Annotated in this window: 17 protein-coding genes; 7 read left to right on the top strand and 10 right to left on the bottom strand. The window is 66.0% G+C overall.

Translation table 11 applies throughout. The annotated features are described in order from the left end of the window. From NZK81_RS10790 to NZK81_RS10780, 3 genes are all read left to right on the top strand, one after another. Positions 1 to 384 (top strand): hypothetical protein, encoded by a 384-nt coding sequence (locus tag NZK81_RS10790; RefSeq protein ID WP_260046138.1) that lies wholly within the window; start codon positions 1 to 3, stop codon positions 382 to 384. Positions 385 to 474: 90 nt separating this feature from the next. After that, positions 475 to 1,287 (top strand): SDR family NAD(P)-dependent oxidoreductase, encoded by an 813-nt coding sequence (locus NZK81_RS10785; protein ID WP_260046137.1) that lies wholly within the window; start codon positions 475 to 477, stop codon positions 1,285 to 1,287. 22 nt (positions 1,288 to 1,309) lie between these two features. Then, on the top strand, positions 1,310 to 1,837 hold the full coding sequence (locus NZK81_RS10780; RefSeq protein ID WP_260046136.1) for a nuclear transport factor 2 family protein: 528 nt from the start codon (positions 1,310 to 1,312) through the stop codon (positions 1,835 to 1,837). 12 nt (positions 1,838 to 1,849) lie between these two features. On the opposite strand, the gene NZK81_RS10775 is transcribed toward NZK81_RS10780, so the two are convergent. The 6 genes from NZK81_RS10775 to NZK81_RS10750 form a co-directional block, all read right to left on the bottom strand. Continuing rightward, complete coding sequence (locus tag NZK81_RS10775; RefSeq protein ID WP_260046135.1) at positions 1,850 to 2,656, bottom strand: TauD/TfdA dioxygenase family protein; 807 nt, start codon at positions 2,654 to 2,656, stop codon at positions 1,850 to 1,852. Between the two features lie 4 nt (positions 2,657 to 2,660). Continuing rightward, positions 2,661 to 2,915: a hypothetical protein gene (locus NZK81_RS10770; protein ID WP_260046134.1), complete on the bottom strand. Its 255-nt coding sequence runs from the start codon at positions 2,913 to 2,915 to the stop codon at positions 2,661 to 2,663. A 3-nt stretch (positions 2,916 to 2,918) separates the two neighbouring features. Then, positions 2,919 to 5,204: a xanthine dehydrogenase family protein molybdopterin-binding subunit gene (locus NZK81_RS10765; RefSeq protein ID WP_260046133.1), complete on the bottom strand. Its 2,286-nt coding sequence runs from the start codon at positions 5,202 to 5,204 to the stop codon at positions 2,919 to 2,921. Beyond that, a complete protein-coding gene (locus NZK81_RS10760) occupies positions 5,201 to 5,689 on the bottom strand; it encodes a (2Fe-2S)-binding protein (RefSeq protein WP_260046132.1) in 489 nt (162 codons plus the stop codon). Before NZK81_RS10760 ends, NZK81_RS10765 begins: the two co-directional genes overlap by 4 nt. Then, positions 5,686 to 6,555: an FAD binding domain-containing protein gene (locus NZK81_RS10755; RefSeq protein WP_260046131.1), complete on the bottom strand. Its 870-nt coding sequence runs from the start codon at positions 6,553 to 6,555 to the stop codon at positions 5,686 to 5,688. The genes NZK81_RS10760 and NZK81_RS10755 overlap by 4 nt, the downstream gene beginning before the upstream one ends. Positions 6,556 to 6,692: 137 nt before the next feature. Further along, the gene (locus NZK81_RS10750; RefSeq protein WP_260046130.1) at positions 6,693 to 7,496 is read right to left on the bottom strand and encodes an SDR family NAD(P)-dependent oxidoreductase; all 804 of its coding nucleotides are present in this window, start codon (positions 7,494 to 7,496) and stop codon (positions 6,693 to 6,695) included. Positions 7,497 to 7,594: 98 nt separating this feature from the next. On the opposite strand from NZK81_RS10750, the gene NZK81_RS10745 reads away from it, so the two are divergent. Continuing rightward, positions 7,595 to 8,773, top strand: a complete 1,179-nt coding sequence (locus NZK81_RS10745) for a DUF1214 domain-containing protein (RefSeq protein ID WP_260046129.1) — start codon at positions 7,595 to 7,597, stop codon at positions 8,771 to 8,773. A 5-nt stretch (positions 8,774 to 8,778) separates the two neighbouring features. Beyond that, a complete protein-coding gene (locus NZK81_RS10740; RefSeq protein WP_260046177.1) occupies positions 8,779 to 9,567 on the top strand; it encodes an SDR family NAD(P)-dependent oxidoreductase in 789 nt (262 codons plus the stop codon). Positions 9,568 to 9,588: 21 nt separating this feature from the next. Here NZK81_RS10740 and NZK81_RS10735 read toward each other — a convergent pair whose 3' ends face one another. The 4 genes from NZK81_RS10735 to NZK81_RS10720 all read right to left on the bottom strand — a co-directional run bounded on the left by NZK81_RS10735 (position 9,589) and on the right by NZK81_RS10720 (position 14,347). After that, positions 9,589 to 10,506 (bottom strand): acyl-CoA dehydrogenase family protein, encoded by a 918-nt coding sequence (locus NZK81_RS10735; protein WP_260046128.1) that lies wholly within the window; start codon positions 10,504 to 10,506, stop codon positions 9,589 to 9,591. Then, positions 10,506 to 11,651, bottom strand: a complete 1,146-nt coding sequence (locus NZK81_RS10730; protein ID WP_260046127.1) for an acyl-CoA dehydrogenase family protein — start codon at positions 11,649 to 11,651, stop codon at positions 10,506 to 10,508. Before NZK81_RS10730 ends, NZK81_RS10735 begins: the two co-directional genes overlap by 1 nt. 109 nt (positions 11,652 to 11,760) lie before the next feature. Further along, positions 11,761 to 12,534, bottom strand: a complete 774-nt coding sequence (locus tag NZK81_RS10725) for an SDR family NAD(P)-dependent oxidoreductase (RefSeq protein ID WP_260046126.1) — start codon at positions 12,532 to 12,534, stop codon at positions 11,761 to 11,763. A 94-nt stretch (positions 12,535 to 12,628) separates the two neighbouring features. Further along, positions 12,629 to 14,347, bottom strand: a complete 1,719-nt coding sequence (locus NZK81_RS10720; RefSeq protein WP_260046125.1) for an FAD-dependent oxidoreductase — start codon at positions 14,345 to 14,347, stop codon at positions 12,629 to 12,631. A gap of 226 nt (positions 14,348 to 14,573) precedes the next feature. Between NZK81_RS10720 and NZK81_RS10715 the strand changes: the two genes are divergently transcribed. Continuing rightward, positions 14,574 to 14,888: a Rieske (2Fe-2S) protein gene (locus NZK81_RS10715; RefSeq protein ID WP_260046124.1), complete on the top strand. Its 315-nt coding sequence runs from the start codon at positions 14,574 to 14,576 to the stop codon at positions 14,886 to 14,888. Positions 14,889 to 14,959: 71 nt separating this feature from the next. Next, positions 14,960 to 16,153, top strand: a complete 1,194-nt coding sequence (locus NZK81_RS10710; protein ID WP_260046123.1) for an acyl-CoA dehydrogenase family protein — start codon at positions 14,960 to 14,962, stop codon at positions 16,151 to 16,153.

The following is a 16,153-nucleotide window of genomic DNA, read 5'->3' as shown; positions in this document are numbered from 1 at the left end:
ATGATCCAGCTCCGCTCCATGTCCCGCATCGCGCTCGTCCTTGTCGCAGGCTCGCTCTCCGTGGCCGCCGCCGCATCCGAGGCCCCGCCTCCGCCTCCCGGCGGCCGTATCGGGACTCTGGCGCTGGGCCGCTACGTCTGCGAGATGCCCGGCGACGCGGCCAGCAGGCCAGTTCACCAGTTCGAGTTCCGCGTGGTCAATGCCTCCAGCTACAAGGCTGGCGGCGTTCGTGGCAGCTACCTCTACACCGGTGACCGCGTGGTCATGACCGGGGGCAAGCTCAAGGGCCTGAGGCTGCATCGCATATCCGAGGGTTTCCTGCGCGAGATCGCGGAAGATGGAAGCGACGGCCCAATGCGCTGCGTGAGGACTTCGCGCCGCTAGAGCCCCCTGCACGCCGCAAATCGCCCCTGCGGTTTGCAAGGCGGCGTCCATCGACCTAGCCCAGTGCGAAACATCGTTCGGGAGCAGGACGTGGATTTACAATTGCAGGACAAGGTCGCCATCGTCACCGGGGCAACCGCCAACATCGGCAGGGCCATCGCGCTCGATCTGGCCACGGAGGGCGCGAAAGTCGTCGCCGTGGGGCGTGACCGCGAGGCCGGAGCCCGGCTCGTTGCAGACTGCAAGGCGCGCGGCGCGGCCGATGCCGTGTTCGTGGCTGCCGACATGCTCGATCCAGCATCCCCGGCGCGGGTTCTGGAAGCGGCCGAAGCGCTCGGCCCCGTCGACGTGCTCGTCAACAACGTGGGCGGCAATGTCGATCAGGGCTTCTTCGTCGATTCCGACCCGGCGAAGTGGATGGCCGACATCGACCTCAACTTCGGCACGGTTCTGCGCATGACCCACGCCGTGCTGGCCGGCATGATCGAGCGCAAGCGCGGGGCCATCGTCAACGTGGGCTCCACCGCCGGGCTGGTGGGCGACTACATGCTGCCGGTCTATTCGGCTGCGAAAGGCGCAGTGCACAGCTTCACGATCGTGCTTGCCAAGGAAGTGGGCCAGCACGGCATCCGCGTGAACGCGATCGCACCCTACGCGACGATCCCGACCGATCCCGCCGCACTCAGCAAGGGGAGCCGCTTCAACCCCGAAAGCGGCATGTTCTCGAAAGGCCAGGCCAGCGTGAGCGAGGAAGACCGCGCGATCCGCCAGCGCCGCACTTTCGTGGGCAAGCCCTTTGCCTCGGCCGACGAAATGGCGGGAATGGTCGCGTTCCTGGCTTCGGCCCGGGCCAGCTTCATCACAGGACAGGTCTACCCCGTCGACGGGGGCGCACTGCTCTGACATTCGCACTGGAGGGAAATTCATGGCTATCGACGAAAAGGCTCTGCAGGCCGTCATCGACAAGGACGCGATCCGCGACCTTGCCCTGCTCTATTCGCGCGCAATCGACCGGCAGGACATCGAGCTGCTCAAGGACCTCTACACCGAGGATTCCACCGATACGCACGGCGACAGCTTCGACGGATCGGCGGAAGACTACTGCAAGTTCATCGCCGGCTCGTTTCCCTACATGCCCTATTCCGGCCACCACATCTGCAACCACCTGATCGCGGTGGATGGCGACGAGGCCAGCGGCGAAGTCTATGCCCTCGCCTACCACCTCATCCCCACCCGCGAAGGCGGCCAGGAAGAGGACTTCATGGCGGTGCGCTACATCGACAACTACCGCCGCTGCGCCGACGGCAAGTGGCGCTTTTCCAAGCGCGTCGTGACTTACGACTTCAAGCTGCGCCGACCCTTCGACGGCGGCGGCACGCTCGGCCAGGGCGAGAAGGACCCCAGCTACGCGGTCTGCACGCAGCGCCTGTTCCAGCGCGGCGCGCGCGCCTGAGGCGATACCGGCTTATCCCGCCACGTGCGGCGCTACGCCGTCGGTGCCGACAATCACCCGCTGCAAGACGCGCCGCCCGACGCTTTGCAGATTTCCGCGTGCGTGCTGCAGGGCGATGTTGTCCCAGAAGATCACATCGCCCGTGCGCCACTTGTGTTCCAGCACGTGCTCCGGCGCATAGAGCCGGTCGAACACCGCATTCAGCAAGTCCCGGCTTTCCTCCCAGGCCATGCCCAGCAGCCGCGCGGTCTGCAGTTCGCTGACCCACAGGCATGGGCGGCCATTGTGCGGGTTTTCGAGGATCGCGGGCCGCACGCCGCGCTTCATCGCCTCAGGTTCGCGGTCGTCGCAAGTGCGCCCGGCCAGCCGCGTGTAGTGGGGCGAGATCATCTCCTGCTCGCACCCATCGAGAGCACCCGCCATGTCCTGCGGCAGCCGCGCAAGCCCCGCCTCCGCGTTTGTGAAGCGCGTGGAGGAGACATCGTCGACGACATCGAGCGCATGAAGCGCAATCGCGCCGAACGGGGCATCGGTATAGGCGGCGTCCGCATGCCACGAGAGCGGAGAGGCGCTGGGGCCGCCGCCCTCGTTCGACATCGTCTCGCCCTCCCCTTCACGCAGCAGGATCGGGCCGAGCAGCGCGCAAAGCTCACGCTGGCGCGCCATCGTCAGCGATTGTCCGCGCGCCAGCACCAGCCCGTGTTCGCGCCATAGTTCGCGGAAATGATACGAGAGCGATGGCGCCAGCGGTTGCGACAGATCGAAATCGATCTCTACCCCGAACGGGGCGAGCCGCCGGAACGGCAAGGTGACAGCCATCGGTTCATCCTCCACCCACGCGCGGCAGCACGATGACCTCCTGCGCCTGTGCCAGTTCCCGCGTCCAGTCGGTTTCGAGTACACCATCGACCGCGAAATGGACACGCGCCGGGGCGATGGCCGCAAAGCCCGGCGCCAGCGCTTCCAGCTTCTCCACCAGATCGAACAGGTTGTGTGGCGCCAGATCGAGACGCCCATCATTGATAAACTCGCCGAAGAACTCCTTGTCGAACGGCGGCATCACGACGATGCGCACCACGCCTCACCCTTCCGGATGAAGCGCCGCGTAGACCCGGTCGGGCACCATGGGCAGGTCGCGCAGACGCTGGCCGATCGCGCCGTGGATGGCATTGGCGACTGCGGCAAGCGGCGGCACGATCGGCACTTCGCCCACGCCCTTCACGCCGTAGGGATGCGCGGGGTTGGGCACTTCGACCATGACCGTATCGATCATCGGCAAGTCCGATGCCACCGGCATGCGGTAGTCGAGGAATCCGGCGTTATCGAGCTTGCCGTTCTTGCCGTAGATATAGGCCTCGTTGAGCGCCCAGCCGATCCCCTGCGCGGCGCCGCCCTGCATCTGCCCCTCGACATAGTCGGGGTGGATCGCGGTGCCCACGTCCTGGATCGCGGTGTAGCGCACGATCTTTACATGGCCCGTCTCGGGATCGACCTCGGTATCGCAGATGTGGACGCCGAAGCCCGGCAGCCAGCCCTTCGCGCTCAGTGCCGCCACGGCGGCAATCGGCCCACCCGAATGGAACGAACGACCGGCAATGGCGGCGGCCGTCATCGACTGCCCCTGCTTCTCGCCTTCGAGGCAGACGACCGCACCCGAGCGCCATTCGACCTGATCGTCCGAAACGCCCCACATCCGCGCGGCGCGCTGGCACAGGATCGATTTCACGTCCTCGGCGGCCTGCACGGTCGCCATGCCGGTCGCGAACGTCGTGCGGCTGCCGCCGGTGACCATCGAGACGCCGATGGAGGCCGTGTCGGCGACGACGCTGCGCACCTGCTCGTACGGCACGTCCAACACTTCGGCGGCCATGATCGCCATCGAGGCGCGGCTGCCGCCGATGTCGGGGCTGCCGGTCGCGACGGTGATCGTGCCGTCTTCAGCCACGCTGACATTGACGGTCGAAGGGCCGCCGTAGTTGCCCCAGTAACCGCCCGCGATGCCGCGCCCCTGGTTGGGGCCAAGCGGCGCCGACCAGTGCGGATGGGCCCTGGCGGCCTCCAGGCATTCGACCCAGCCGATCCGGCCCCAGGGCAGGCCCGAGGTCTGCGGATCGCCTTCGGCCGCCGCGTTCTTCAGGCGCAGCTCCAGCGGATCGATCCCGAGCTTTCCGGCAAGTTCGTCGATCGCGCTTTCGACCGCGAAGTTAACCTGCGGCGCGCCCGGCGCGCGATAGGCCTTGGCGGCGGGGCGATTGCACAGCACTTCCGTGCCGACGACACGGGTATTCGCAATGCGATAATGCCCGATCGCGCTGGACACCCCCGCGCCTGCGTCATTCGCGGTATAGGCGCCCGAATGATAGAGGAACTCGACCTCGGCGGCGACGAGCGTGCCTTCGGCATCGGCGCCAATCCGCACGTCGATCACCGCGCCCGGTGCAGGGCCGGTCGCACGGAACACTTCCTCGCGCGTCATGGCAAGGCGCACCGGACGGCCCGACTTGCGCGACAGCACCATGGCCACCGGCTCAAGGTAGATCGTGGTCTTGCCGCCGAACCCGCCACCGATTTCCAGCGGCGTGACGCGGATGTCCGACTGCGGCATCGCCAGCACCGAAGCCGTGAGCGAACGCACGGCGAAGTGGCCTTGGCTCGACGTCCAGATCTGCGCCTGCCCGTCCCCGTTCCACGAGGCGACACAGGCATGCGGCTCGATATAGCCCTGATGCACCGGCTCCAGCGTGTAGCGCTCGGTGACCGTGGCCGCAGCCGACGCCAGCGCGCCCTCGACATCGCCGCCGCCCATCTCGACGCGCATGGCGGCGTTGGAGGGCTTCTCCGGCTTCGGCTCGACGCCCTTGGTGAAGACATTGTCGTGCAGCACCGGCGCGCCTTCGGCCAGCGCTTCCTCGACGCCGAGTACGAAGGGCAGTTCCTCGTACTCGACCGTGATCAGGCCGAGCGCCTCGCGGGCGATCTCGGGGCTGGTGGCCGCCACGGCAACCACCGCGTGGCCCTCGTAGAGCACTTTGTCGAGCGCGAGGCAGTTGTGCGAGACATCGACGATGTCGGACGCGCCCTCGCCCACGTGCATCACCAGCGATTCCAGCGTGGGCAGGTCCCTGCCCGTCGCCACAGCCTTCACGCCCACCAGCGCCTCGGCCTTCTTCGTGTCGATCGAGATGATCCGCGCGTGCGGATGCGGGCTACGCAGGATCGCGCCCCACAGCATCCCCGGCGCCTTGAAGTCCGGGCTGTAGAGCGCCTTGCCGGTAACCTTGTCGACCCCGTCCGGACGGACCGGGCGGGTGCCGACATGCCTGAATCCCTTTGGACGGAACTGCTTCATGGTTTCGGGCGCGTTCATGCGGGCGTCCTTTCCTGCCTGAGTTCGGCGGCGGCATCGAGCACGGCGCGCACGATCTTGTCGTAGCCGGTGCAGCGGCACAGGTTGCCGGCGAGCCAGTAACGGACCTCGGTCTCGGTCGGGTTCGGATTGCGGTCGAGCAGCGCCTTGGCCGCGACGATGAAGCCCGGCGTGCAGAAACCGCACTGCAGGGCCGCATGTTCGAGGAACTTCTGCTGCACCGGATGGAGCACAGAGCCCTCGGCAACGCCCTCGATCGTGGCGACCGTGCGCCCCTCGGCCTCGGCGGCGAGCACGAGGCACGAGCAGACCATCTCGCCGTCGAGCACGACGGTGCAGGCCCCGCAGTCGCCCGAGCCGCAACCTTCCTTGGAGCCGGTCAGCCCCATCGTATCGCGCAGGACGTCGAGCAACGACGAGGTCGGCTCGCACAAGTATTCTGTGGCGTCACCGTTGACGGTGGTGGAAACGTGGATCTTGCTCATGCCTTGGCTCCGGCGCGGCTGGCGGCGATCAGGACGGCGCGGCGGGCGAGAACGCCGGCCATGGCCTTGCGGTAGGACACCGTCCCGCGCTTGTCATCTATGGGATTGCTGGCGGCCTGAACCGCCTTCGACATGGCGGCCAGGGCATCGTCGTCGAGCTTCGTGCCGACCAGAGCGGCGCCCGCTTCCTCGACGAGCACGACCGTCGGCCCCACGGCACCCAGCGCGATGCGCGCGGACGTGCAGGTCCCTTCGCCATCGAGCACGAGGCTGACGCCCGCACCGACGACGGCAATGTCCATTTCGGTACGCGGGGTGGAACGCAGGTAGGCATCCCCGCCGCCCGCGGGTTTTGCCGGCAACCTGATTTCGGCCACGAACTCACCCGAAGCAAGCGAGGTCTTGCCGGGTGCGACCGGGACGGCCTCCACCGGAACCTCGCGCAGGCCAGAGGGCCCGGCGACCACGCAGACGGCGCCGGCCGCCACCAGCGCCGGCACGCTGTCCGCCGCCGGCGAGGCATTGCAGAGATTGCCCGCCATGGTCGCGCGGTTGCGGACCTGCACCGAGCCGATCAGGTTCGCCGCCTCGACCACGCCGGGCCAGGCAGCAACCAGCGCGGCATCGGCCTTGAGCGCGGTACAGGGCGTTGCGGCACCGATGACGAAGCCTTCGTCATCGCGCCGCACGCCGCTCATTCCCTCGATCCGCTTGAGGTCGACGACGGCACCGGGACTGAGCCGCCCCGAGCGCATCTGCACGATCAGATCCGTGCCGCCTCCCAGCGGCCGCGCCGTGGGATCGGCGGAAAGCAGGGCGACTGCATCCTCGACAGTATCGGGTGCATGGAAAGCGGTTGATGGCATGATTTCTCCCCGGAACCGACCGGTCCGTCGGAGAGCAAAATCGTTGCTGCAACCCGTTTCGTCAACCGGACCGGCCGGATATTTCTACCGGCCGGTCCAGATTGACGGCGACCGGCTTCCCGGCCCCGCACCGCTTCTTACATGGAGGGTGCGTAACCGCCGTTGAGCGGGTAGGTCTGGCCCGTGATCCACTCGGACGCGCCAGAGCACAGGAACGTGACGAGCGCCGCCACGTCGGTCGACTTCCCGAAGCGGCGAATGGTGTAGCGCGACATCATCGCCTTCGTCTGGTCGGAAGCCATGATCTGGGCCAGCTGCTCTTCGGGCATGTCGGGCATGAGCGCGGAAAGCGAGACGCAGTTCGCGGTCACGTTGTAGCGGCCGAGCTCCTTGGCGATCGAGCGCATGAAGCCCTGCGCGCCCGCCTTGGCCGAAGCATAGACAGCCAGCTTGGGCTCGCCGATGCGCCCGGAATCCGAAACGACGGTGACGACGCGGCCCTTCTTCGCCTCGACCATGTTCGGGATGAAGGCATAGCTGCAGTTGTAGACACCGTAGAGATTGGTGCCGAGGTAGCGCTGCCAGGCCTCGGGCTCTTCCTCCCAGAAGTTCAGCTTGGGGCGCAGCGAGCCGCCCGGGCCGGCCATGCCGGCATTGTTGACGAGGATCGTGGCTGCGCCGAGCTTGTCCTTGATCGCCGCATCGGCCGCCCTGGCCGCTTCGAGATCGCAGACGTCGAAGGGCACCGCCAGCGCGGGCACGCCCATGGCGCGGATTTCCTCCGCCACCGCCTCGGCGCGCTCCGCCACGAAATCGTTCACGGCAATGCCGCCAGCATTGTGCCGCGCCAGTTCCAGCGCGATCGCGCGGCCCGCGTTCTGGCCGCCACCGGTAACAACGGCAACCTGGCCGCCAAGATCGAGAAGGTCGGTATCGCTCATGCGTGTTCCACTCCACTTTTCAGACTCGCTAGATAGTATATACCATCTAGAAAAATCGAGTCCCGCACAGGGGACCATGGGAGAGGATCACCAGGACGATGACCACGCAACCAGGCCCGCTGTTCGACTATCTGCGCGATCTTGAAGAGGCCGTAGCCGGTATTGCCAACACCTGGCGGCCCGACGACCCGCAATATCGCGCCGACGTTTACCGGCAGATCATGATGCAGATGTCCTACGGCTACTTCGCGTTCTTCCACGCGACGCCCGAGCACCCCGACTGGGCGCCGCTGTGGAACCCGGTCTACACGCTGCAGCCCAACCCCGACGACATCTACCTGCAGTCCCCCGTGAGTCCCGCCTACAGCTACCGTGTATCGGGCACGCGCGGTACCGTGAAGATGATCACGTTCAACACGCAGGGGCCGCTGGCGGGGATGCCCGATCCGCCGGACATGACCGGCGAATGCTATGCCGATCTCGACGACCGGCACTTGCAGATCGAACCGGACGGCACGTTCGAAATCCTGCTCAGCGCCGAAAGGCCGGAAGGACACACCGGCAACTGGCTGCAAATCAGGCCGGGCGCCACCACGCTGATGGTCCGCAAACGCTCCTACGACTGGTCGGGCGAGGTCGATCCGATGCTGTCGATCGAGAACCTCGATCCGGTGCCGCCCAAACCGCGCCTGTCGACCGACGAAATTCTTCAGCGCATCAGGAACATGGCAGGCATGCCCGCGAAGGCGACCGCGCTGTTCTACGGGATGCAGAACCAGTTGCGCGAGGAAGCCGGGATCAACGTCTTCAAGCCCGCCCCCATCGGCGGCGCCCTTTCGCGCCAGATCTATATTCCCGCGGTCTACGAATTCGAGGCGGACGAGGCGCTCATCATCGAGACGGCGCTTCCCGACGTCCGCCCCTACTGGAACTTCCAGCTCAACGATCCCTACTACAACGCGGTCGAATACGTGTACCGCATGAGCAGCACCAACGGGCACTTCGCGAAGATCTCCGGCGACGGAAAGTTTCGCGCGGTGATCTCGCTGGAAGACCCGGGCGTGCCCAACCGGCTCGACCCCGCCGGTTTCCGGCAAGGCACGATCTACGGGCGCTGGTACGATTGCGATTCGTGCCCGACGCCGACGATCAAACGCGTCAAATTCGAGGAACTGCGCGACCACCTGCCCGCCGACACGCCCCATGTGTCGCCGCAGGACCGCGCGACCGAACTTCAGGAAAGGGTCCGGGGCTGCCAGCGCCGGAGGAGATGGTGAGCACGATGTTGGAAGGTTTCGATCTCAGCGGCCGCGTCGCGGTAGTCACGGGCGGCGGCACGGGTATCGGCAAGGAGATCGCCCGTCTTCTCGCCCAGCGCGGCGCCAATCTGGTGCTGGCCGCACGCAAGGCCGACGCGCTCGAGAAAACCGCCGGCGAACTGCGCGCGGAAACCGGACGCGCCATCCTGTGCGTGCCCACCGACGCCACCGATCCCGAACAGGTGCAGGCGCTGATCGACAAGACCGTGGACCATTTCGGGCGGCTGGACATCCTCATCAACAACGCCGGAAAATCGAGCTTCTCCGGCTTTTCCAAAATGGCGCCGGAGATGTGGGACAAGGACGTAAAGCTGAACCTCAACGCGGCCTTCTACTGCTCGCACGCCGCCATCCCGCACCTCAAAAAGAGCGGGCACGGTGCCATCGTCAACATTTCCTCTCAGGCAGGGATCACCGGCACGCCCGGCTGCGGCGCCTATTCGGCAGCCAAGGCCGGGCTGCAGATGTTCACCAAGGTCGCGGCGACCGAGTGGGGCAGTTCGAACGTGCGCGTGAACGCCGTCGCACCGGGCATGACGGCAACGGAACTGGCGCAGAAAGGCTGGGCGAAGACGGGCTTCGATGCACTGGGTTCGGCAAAGACCGCCTTTGCTCTGGGCCGTCCCGGCAAGCCGGAGGAAGTGGCACAGGCGGTAGTGTTCCTGGCCAGCGACGCGGCAAGCTACATCACCGGCGAAACGCTGGCGGTGAGCGGCGGCACCGGTGCAAAGGGCATGATCGACGTGGATTGATCCTCCCCGGTACGGGGAGGATCAGCCCCAGAGCGCTTCGGCCGCAGCCAGCCCCTGCGCGCCGCGCCCGCCGAGTTCGGCAGTAAGCAGCTTGAGGCGGTAGGTCCACAAGTGCAGCGGGTGCTCCAGCGTCATGCCCATGCCGCCGAGGAACTGGTGGTAGTCGTAGCACACGCGCTTGGCGGCTTCCTGCGCGTGAAGCAGCGCCATCGCCGCATCGCCCGCATCGCCAGTGCCGGCCGCGCGCATGGCGATCCAGTAGACCGAATTGGTCATGACCTGATCCTCGGCAAGGCGGTGGCGCATGCCCTGGAAGGTCGCGAGCGGGCGGCCGAATTGCTTGCGCTCGCACACGTACGTAACCGTGCTGTCCAGCGCCCCGCCGAGCAGGCCGGCAGCTTCCGCCGCCATGCCGACGCGCCACGCACGGGTAATCTCCGCCGGATCGACATCGTGCGCCGTCATGCTCTCGGGCAGCGAGGTCAGGAACGCAACCGGATAGCCGTAGAGCGTGTCTTCCTGCGCGGGCGCGATCATCTCCTCGGTGGCGGCAAAGCTCTTCACGCCCGAGGGGCCGACAACGACGACAGTCGCGCCGGGCCGCAGGAAGCGCAGCGGCTTGCGGGTCTTGCCTTCCTCCACAAGGCACAGCGGGCGCGGCAGTTCGGGATCGATCAGCGGGCGCACCATGGCCGAAGCCGCCGCTTCGATCGCAAAGGGCAGGCGCGCCAGCTTCTCGACCACGAGCGCGGCGGTGACGGGGCCGAGTTCCTCGACCGCCATGACGTCGAGGAACCCGTTCTCGACCAGCGCCTCGTCCAGTTCCGCGCTTTCCAGCGCCAGCGACACGTCGTGCATCGGCACCGTGGCAAAGGGCTTGGCCAAGCTGTCGATGAAGTCGAGAACCTGCGTCTGGTCTTCGTTGAGCGAAAGCTGCATCAGCGCGGCTCCCTCGGCAATTCCAGCACTTCGCTGGCGATGATGTTGAGCTGGATCTCGGCGGACCCGGCAGCGACACCGGCGACAATGCCGCGCTGGTGGTGCATCTTGAGATAGGGCGAGGCCCCGGCAAGCCCCTCGGGCACGAACTCGACCACGAATTCGCACACGACCCGCTCGGCCATAACAGTGGCGTAACGGGCCGAGCTGGATTCAGCGCCGATGACAAGCCCGTCGACGCGGCGCTGGACGACAGCATAGTTCGCCGTGCCCGCCGCCTCGCACAGGGCCGCGCAGCGCGCCGCCTCGATTTTGACGTATTCGCTGTCGAACTCGCCCGCGTCCTTGAGCATCTGCACCGCCCGGTCGAGCGCGGCGCGGGCCAGCCTGAAGCGCGGAATGCCGAGGCGTTCGTTGCGCAGCGAGTAACCGACGATCTCCCAGGCCTGCCCTTCGTCGCCGAAGCGCGCGCTTTCGGGCACGGTCACGTCGTCGAAGAAAACCTCGTGAATGTCGCCCTCGCCGATCAGCGAGGGGATCTGGCGCACGGTGATGCCGGGCGTGTCCATCGGCACGAGAATGATGGTGATGCCGCGCTTGCGGTCATCGCTGGTGCGCGTGAGCAGGAAGCAGGTGTCGGCAAGGCCGGCATAGCTGGTCCAGATCTTCTGGCCGTTGATGACGTAGTTGCCGTCCTTCAGCTCGGCACGCGTGCGCAGCGCGGCGAGGTCGGAACCGGCGTCAGGCTCGGAAAAGCCCTGGCACCACAGCGACTGTCCCTTGGTGATCGGCTCAAGATAGCGCGCCTTCTGCTCGGGCGTGCCGTACTTTTCGAGCGTCGGGCCGATCCAGTTGACGTTCATGTACTGGCCGCCGCGCGGTTCGCCGGCGATCCACATTTCCTCGGCAAGGATCTGCTGTTCCCAGGGGCCGAGGCCTTCGCCTCCCATCTCCCTGGGCCAGTGCGGGAAGAGGATGCCCGCATCCGCCAGCTTCACGCAGAACTCGCGCGCAAAGGCCGTCAGCGCAGGAGACGCGGGGCCGTGTTCGGAGAACTTCTCCCAGTCATCGGGCAAATTGGCATGCAGGAAGTCCCGGATCTTGTACCGGAACGCATCCTGTTCCTCAGTCCATTCGAATTGCATCAGCGCAGCGCCTCTCAAGGTCCTTTAACAGGACCGTTAGGCGCAAGTGCGCACGCGCGACAACACCGCGCCGCTGCGCAATCGCCTGTGCGATCCTGCCTTTTATGAACTACTGGCGTACCGCGCCAAGCGCCTCAGGCGCAACATAGCGCGTGGTCGACATACCGCCGTCTACCGCGATGGTCTGGCCATTGACGAAACCGGCCTCTTCCGAAGCGAGGAACGCGACCATGTTGCCGATGTCTTCGGCCGTGCAATCGCGCTTCATCGGCGTCAGTTCATGATTGCCGCGCCGGAAGAAGTCGAGGTCCCAGAAAGCATCGGTCATTTCGGTCCGCACCACGGTGGGCGCGATGTAGTTCGAGCGCACGCCGCGCGGCGCATATTCGGCGGCCATGGTCTGCATCAGGCCGATCTGCCCGGCCTTGGCCATCGAGTAGGCCCCGCCCGCGACCGTGCCGAAGATGCCCCAGGTCGAGCCGATGAACAGGATCGAGGAGCCCTCTCCCATCACGCCCAGCGCCTCGCGGCACAGGCGGAACGGCGCGCGCACGGAAATGCCGATGACCTCGTCGAGCATCTCGTCGGTGGTCTGGTCTACGGGACCGAAATTGAACGAGCCGGCATTGTTCACGAGAATGTCCAGCCGGCCGAACTTGTCGACGGCGCCCTGCACGATGGCCCTGGGCGCATCATCCGCGGTGGCATCGACCGCTACGAAATCGAAGTCCATGACGCCTTCGAGCGCGTCCTTGAGCGCCTGCAGTTTCGCAGCGTTACGTCCGGTGCCCAGCACCTTGACGCCCTTTGCGCCGAGCGCTCGCACACATGCCTCGCCGATGCCGCCCGCCGCGCCGGTGACGATCGCTACCTTGCCTTGCATTCCATCAATCTCCTGATCCCTTGGACCGTGGTCCCCGCGACGGCGGGGCCCCCGCTTTTGCGGGGACGACCTATATATTTGAGGCGCACCGCGATCAGTTGGCCCGCTGGTTGCCCGAACGCTCCGCGATGTCGTTGGCCGCGACATAGCCGAAAGTCATGGCCGGTCCGATGGTCGCGCCCGCTCCCGGATAGGTGTCGCCGAAAGGCGTGCCCGAATTGTTGCCTGCGGCATAGAGCCCCGGGATCGGATTGCCCTGCATGTCGAGCACACGCGCCCGCGCATCGCAGCGCAGGCCGCCCTTGGTGCCGAGATCGCCGTTGTTGATCGGCACGGCATAGAACGGCGCCTTGTCGATCGGGCCTATGTTGGGATTGGGCGTCGAGCTGGGATCGCCGAACATCTGATCGTAGGGGTTCATACCGCGACCGAATTCGGGGTCGACGCCAGTCTTGGCGTATTCGTTCATGTTGGCGACCGTCTGCTTCACCACATCCACCGGCAGATGGACCTTGCGGCACAGTTCCTCGATCGTATCGGCGCGGAACACGTAGTGGTCCCACCAGTCGGCGGGCACCTTGCTCTCGGGCGTGTGGACCGTGGGCATGAGGCCGCCGGCGCTGAACTTCTTGCGGAACTTGGAATCGAAGATCAGCCAGCACGGCATGTTCGCGCCGGTTTCGAGCTGATCGCGCACCATCGCCTGGCCGAACTGGTCGTAGCCGCAGGCCTCGTCGACGAAGCGCACGCCCTTGCGGTTGACCACGACGCTCCACGGGCGGCCCACATCGAAAGCCGCCTGGTGAATTTCGTGAAAGTTCGAGGCCTTGGGCATCGGCAAGGTCATCGTCGGCATCCACCAGCCCTGCTCGGTATGCTCGGTCGAAGCGCCGATCTTCTCGGCCTCGATCAGCGCCTCTCCTCGGTTGGCATCCTCGGGCGTGGAGGAATGGCGGGTCAGCCCCGGCACCGGATAGAAACGGTCGCGCAGTTCCTGGTTCCATTCGAAACCGCCTGCCGCCAGCACCACGCCGTGACGCGCGTGCACCACATACTTGCGGCCGAAGTTCGAAACCTCGACGCCCATCACCCTGCCCCCGTCATCGAGCAGCAGGCGTTCCAGCCTGGTCTCCATGCGCAGTTCGCCGCCACGCTTGAACACCTGCTCGTAGGTCGCGCCCATCAGCGCCGCGCCTTGCGTGAAGCGGCGGTCGCGGTGGGACACCTTGCGCGTGGAGCGATCCTTCCAGTAGCGCCCGATGACCTTCGCCGCCACCGTGCGCCAGCCCTTGGACTGCATCATCAGCGCGAACGTCTCGGTCAGGTCCATGGCGTAGCGGCCGAACAGCTTGAAGCGGTTGTACTGCTCGCGCATCAGCGCATAGCGATCATCGCCCAGCTTGCGCCCGTCGAAGGTGGGCACGATCACCGAACGGTCCGCCCGCGCGCCGGCCCGGTCCGGGTAGTAATCCGGCCAGGCGGCGGCCATGACCTCGACCCCGGTGGACTTGAGATAATCCAGCATCCTGGGCGCTTCATCGACGTAGGCTTCGAGCCTTTCGCGGTTCACCGGCACGCCGATCGTCGCGTCGAGATATTCCAGCGCGGATTCGCGGCTGTCGCCCTTGTCGCCGTCGAGCCCGTGGTTCGGGATCCACATGACCCCGCCGGAGGTCGCAGAGGTGCCGCCGAACTTGTGCGCCTTTTCCACGATCAGCACTTTCATGCCCAGGTCGGTCGCACGCAATGCCGCCATGGCGCCTGCGGCACCCGATCCAATCACCACGACATCAAAGCTTTCGCCAGCCGTCACCCACACTCTCCCATTGGCCCATTTTTCGCGAAGGAGAGCCCGGCCCTTCCGCAAGCCTTATCGCGTCCACGACTTGCCCTAGAAATGACCGCCGGGGTACTGCAAATTGCTTGCTCGTGCTCTGGCGCAGCCCGCAACCTTGCGCCATGACGGTGCGCACCGCAGGGGCCGGAGTGCTACGCCGGTGCAGGGCAGAACTGAAATTGCAGAAAGTCGAAGAACAACGATGAGCGAAAAAGCATTCGTCGCAGTGGCAAAAGTGGACGAGGTTCCCGCTGGCGGCAAGAAAGTGGTCGATGTCAACGGGGTGAGTGTGATCCTCGTGAACAGCAAGGACCGCATCTTCGCGGTCCGCAACCTGTGCAGCCACGCCTACGAGACGCTGGAATGCGGCCGCGTGCGCGCGGGCTGGATCTCCTGCCCGGTTCACGGCGCCCGCTTCGACCTGGAAACCGGCAAGCCGATGAACCCGCCCGCCACGCTGCCCATCGAAACTTACGAAGTGCGGATCGAAGGCGATACGGTGGAAGTCGCGGTCTAGGGCTGCCCACATATCGCGAGCGCGTAGCCAGAAATCTGGACGCCCATCGGGCCGCTGTGCATGGAGAGGACATGACGGACAACGCTGATCTCGAAGCCCTGCGCCATGAAGTACGCAGCTTTCTCGAAGCCGAAAAACCGCAAGGCTGGCGCGATGCCAGCCGCACGCAGGACGATTTCGTAAAGACCCAGCGCGACTGGTTCGCCAAGCTGGTGAAGGCCGGCTACGCGATCCCGCACTGGCCCGCGGAATACCACGGTGGCGGCCGCAGCCTGGCCGAGCAGAAAGTGATCTACGAGGAGCTGGCCAGGGCCGACTGCCCGCGCCTGCTGCTCTCGTTCGTCTCCACCTACCACGCCTTTGCCACGCTGCACGAATGCGCCAGCCCCGAGCAGAAGGCGAAGTACATGCCCCGCATCCTCGAGGGCGAAACCTGGTGCCAGGGCTTCTCCGAGCCGGGCGCCGGTTCCGACCTTGCCGCGCTCAAGTGCAAGGCGGTGCGCGAAGTTCGCGACGGCAGGGAAGTCTATGTCGTCAACGGCCAGAAGATCTGGTCGACCATGGCCCAGTTCGCCGACATGTGCCTGCTGCTGGTGCGCACCAGTTCCGAAGGCGTGAAGCAGGCAGGCATCACCTACCTGCTGATGGACATGAAGACGCCCGGCGTCTCGGTCAGCCCGATCCACCAGATCCAGGGCGACGAGGAATTCGCCGAGATCTTCCTCGACAACGTGGTGATCCCGGTCGAGCAGCGCGTGGGCGAGGAAGGCAAGGGCTGGGCCGTGGCGCAGGCGACCCTTGCCAGCGAACGCGGCCTCACGCTGATGGAGCTGTCCTACCGCATGCGCGGTGCCCTCTCCCGCGTGGCGAGCCTGATCCGCGAGCACGGGCACGAGGACGACCGCGGCGTGCTGCGCGACTTCGGCGAACTGGTGACGCAGGTCGACGCCGTCTGCGCGATTGCCGACCAGTTCCTCGACAACCGCATCAAGGGGATCGAGCGCATGGGCGACGCCTCGATCGTCAAGAACTCCTACAGCCGCGCGCTGCGCGCCTATTCGAAGCTGGGCCTGCGGCTTGGCGGAATGAGCGAGCAGTACATCGCGCCGATCACTTTCGGCGATCTCAATACCGGCAACTGGATGGCCGACTACATGAACTCCTACGCCTGGACCATCGCCGGCGGCAGCGAGGAAGTGCAGCGCAACATCATCGCCGAGCGCATGCTCGAAATGCCGCGCGAGCCGAAGAACTGGGTGCTGTAA

Origin of the sequence: Novosphingobium mangrovisedimenti (assembly GCF_025153475.1) — a bacterium.
GTDB classification, from domain to species: domain Bacteria; phylum Pseudomonadota; class Alphaproteobacteria; order Sphingomonadales; family Sphingomonadaceae; genus Novosphingobium; species Novosphingobium mangrovi_A.
The sequence above is the reverse complement of the archived record's forward strand: the minus strand, read 5'-3'. Positions and strand labels throughout refer to the sequence as shown.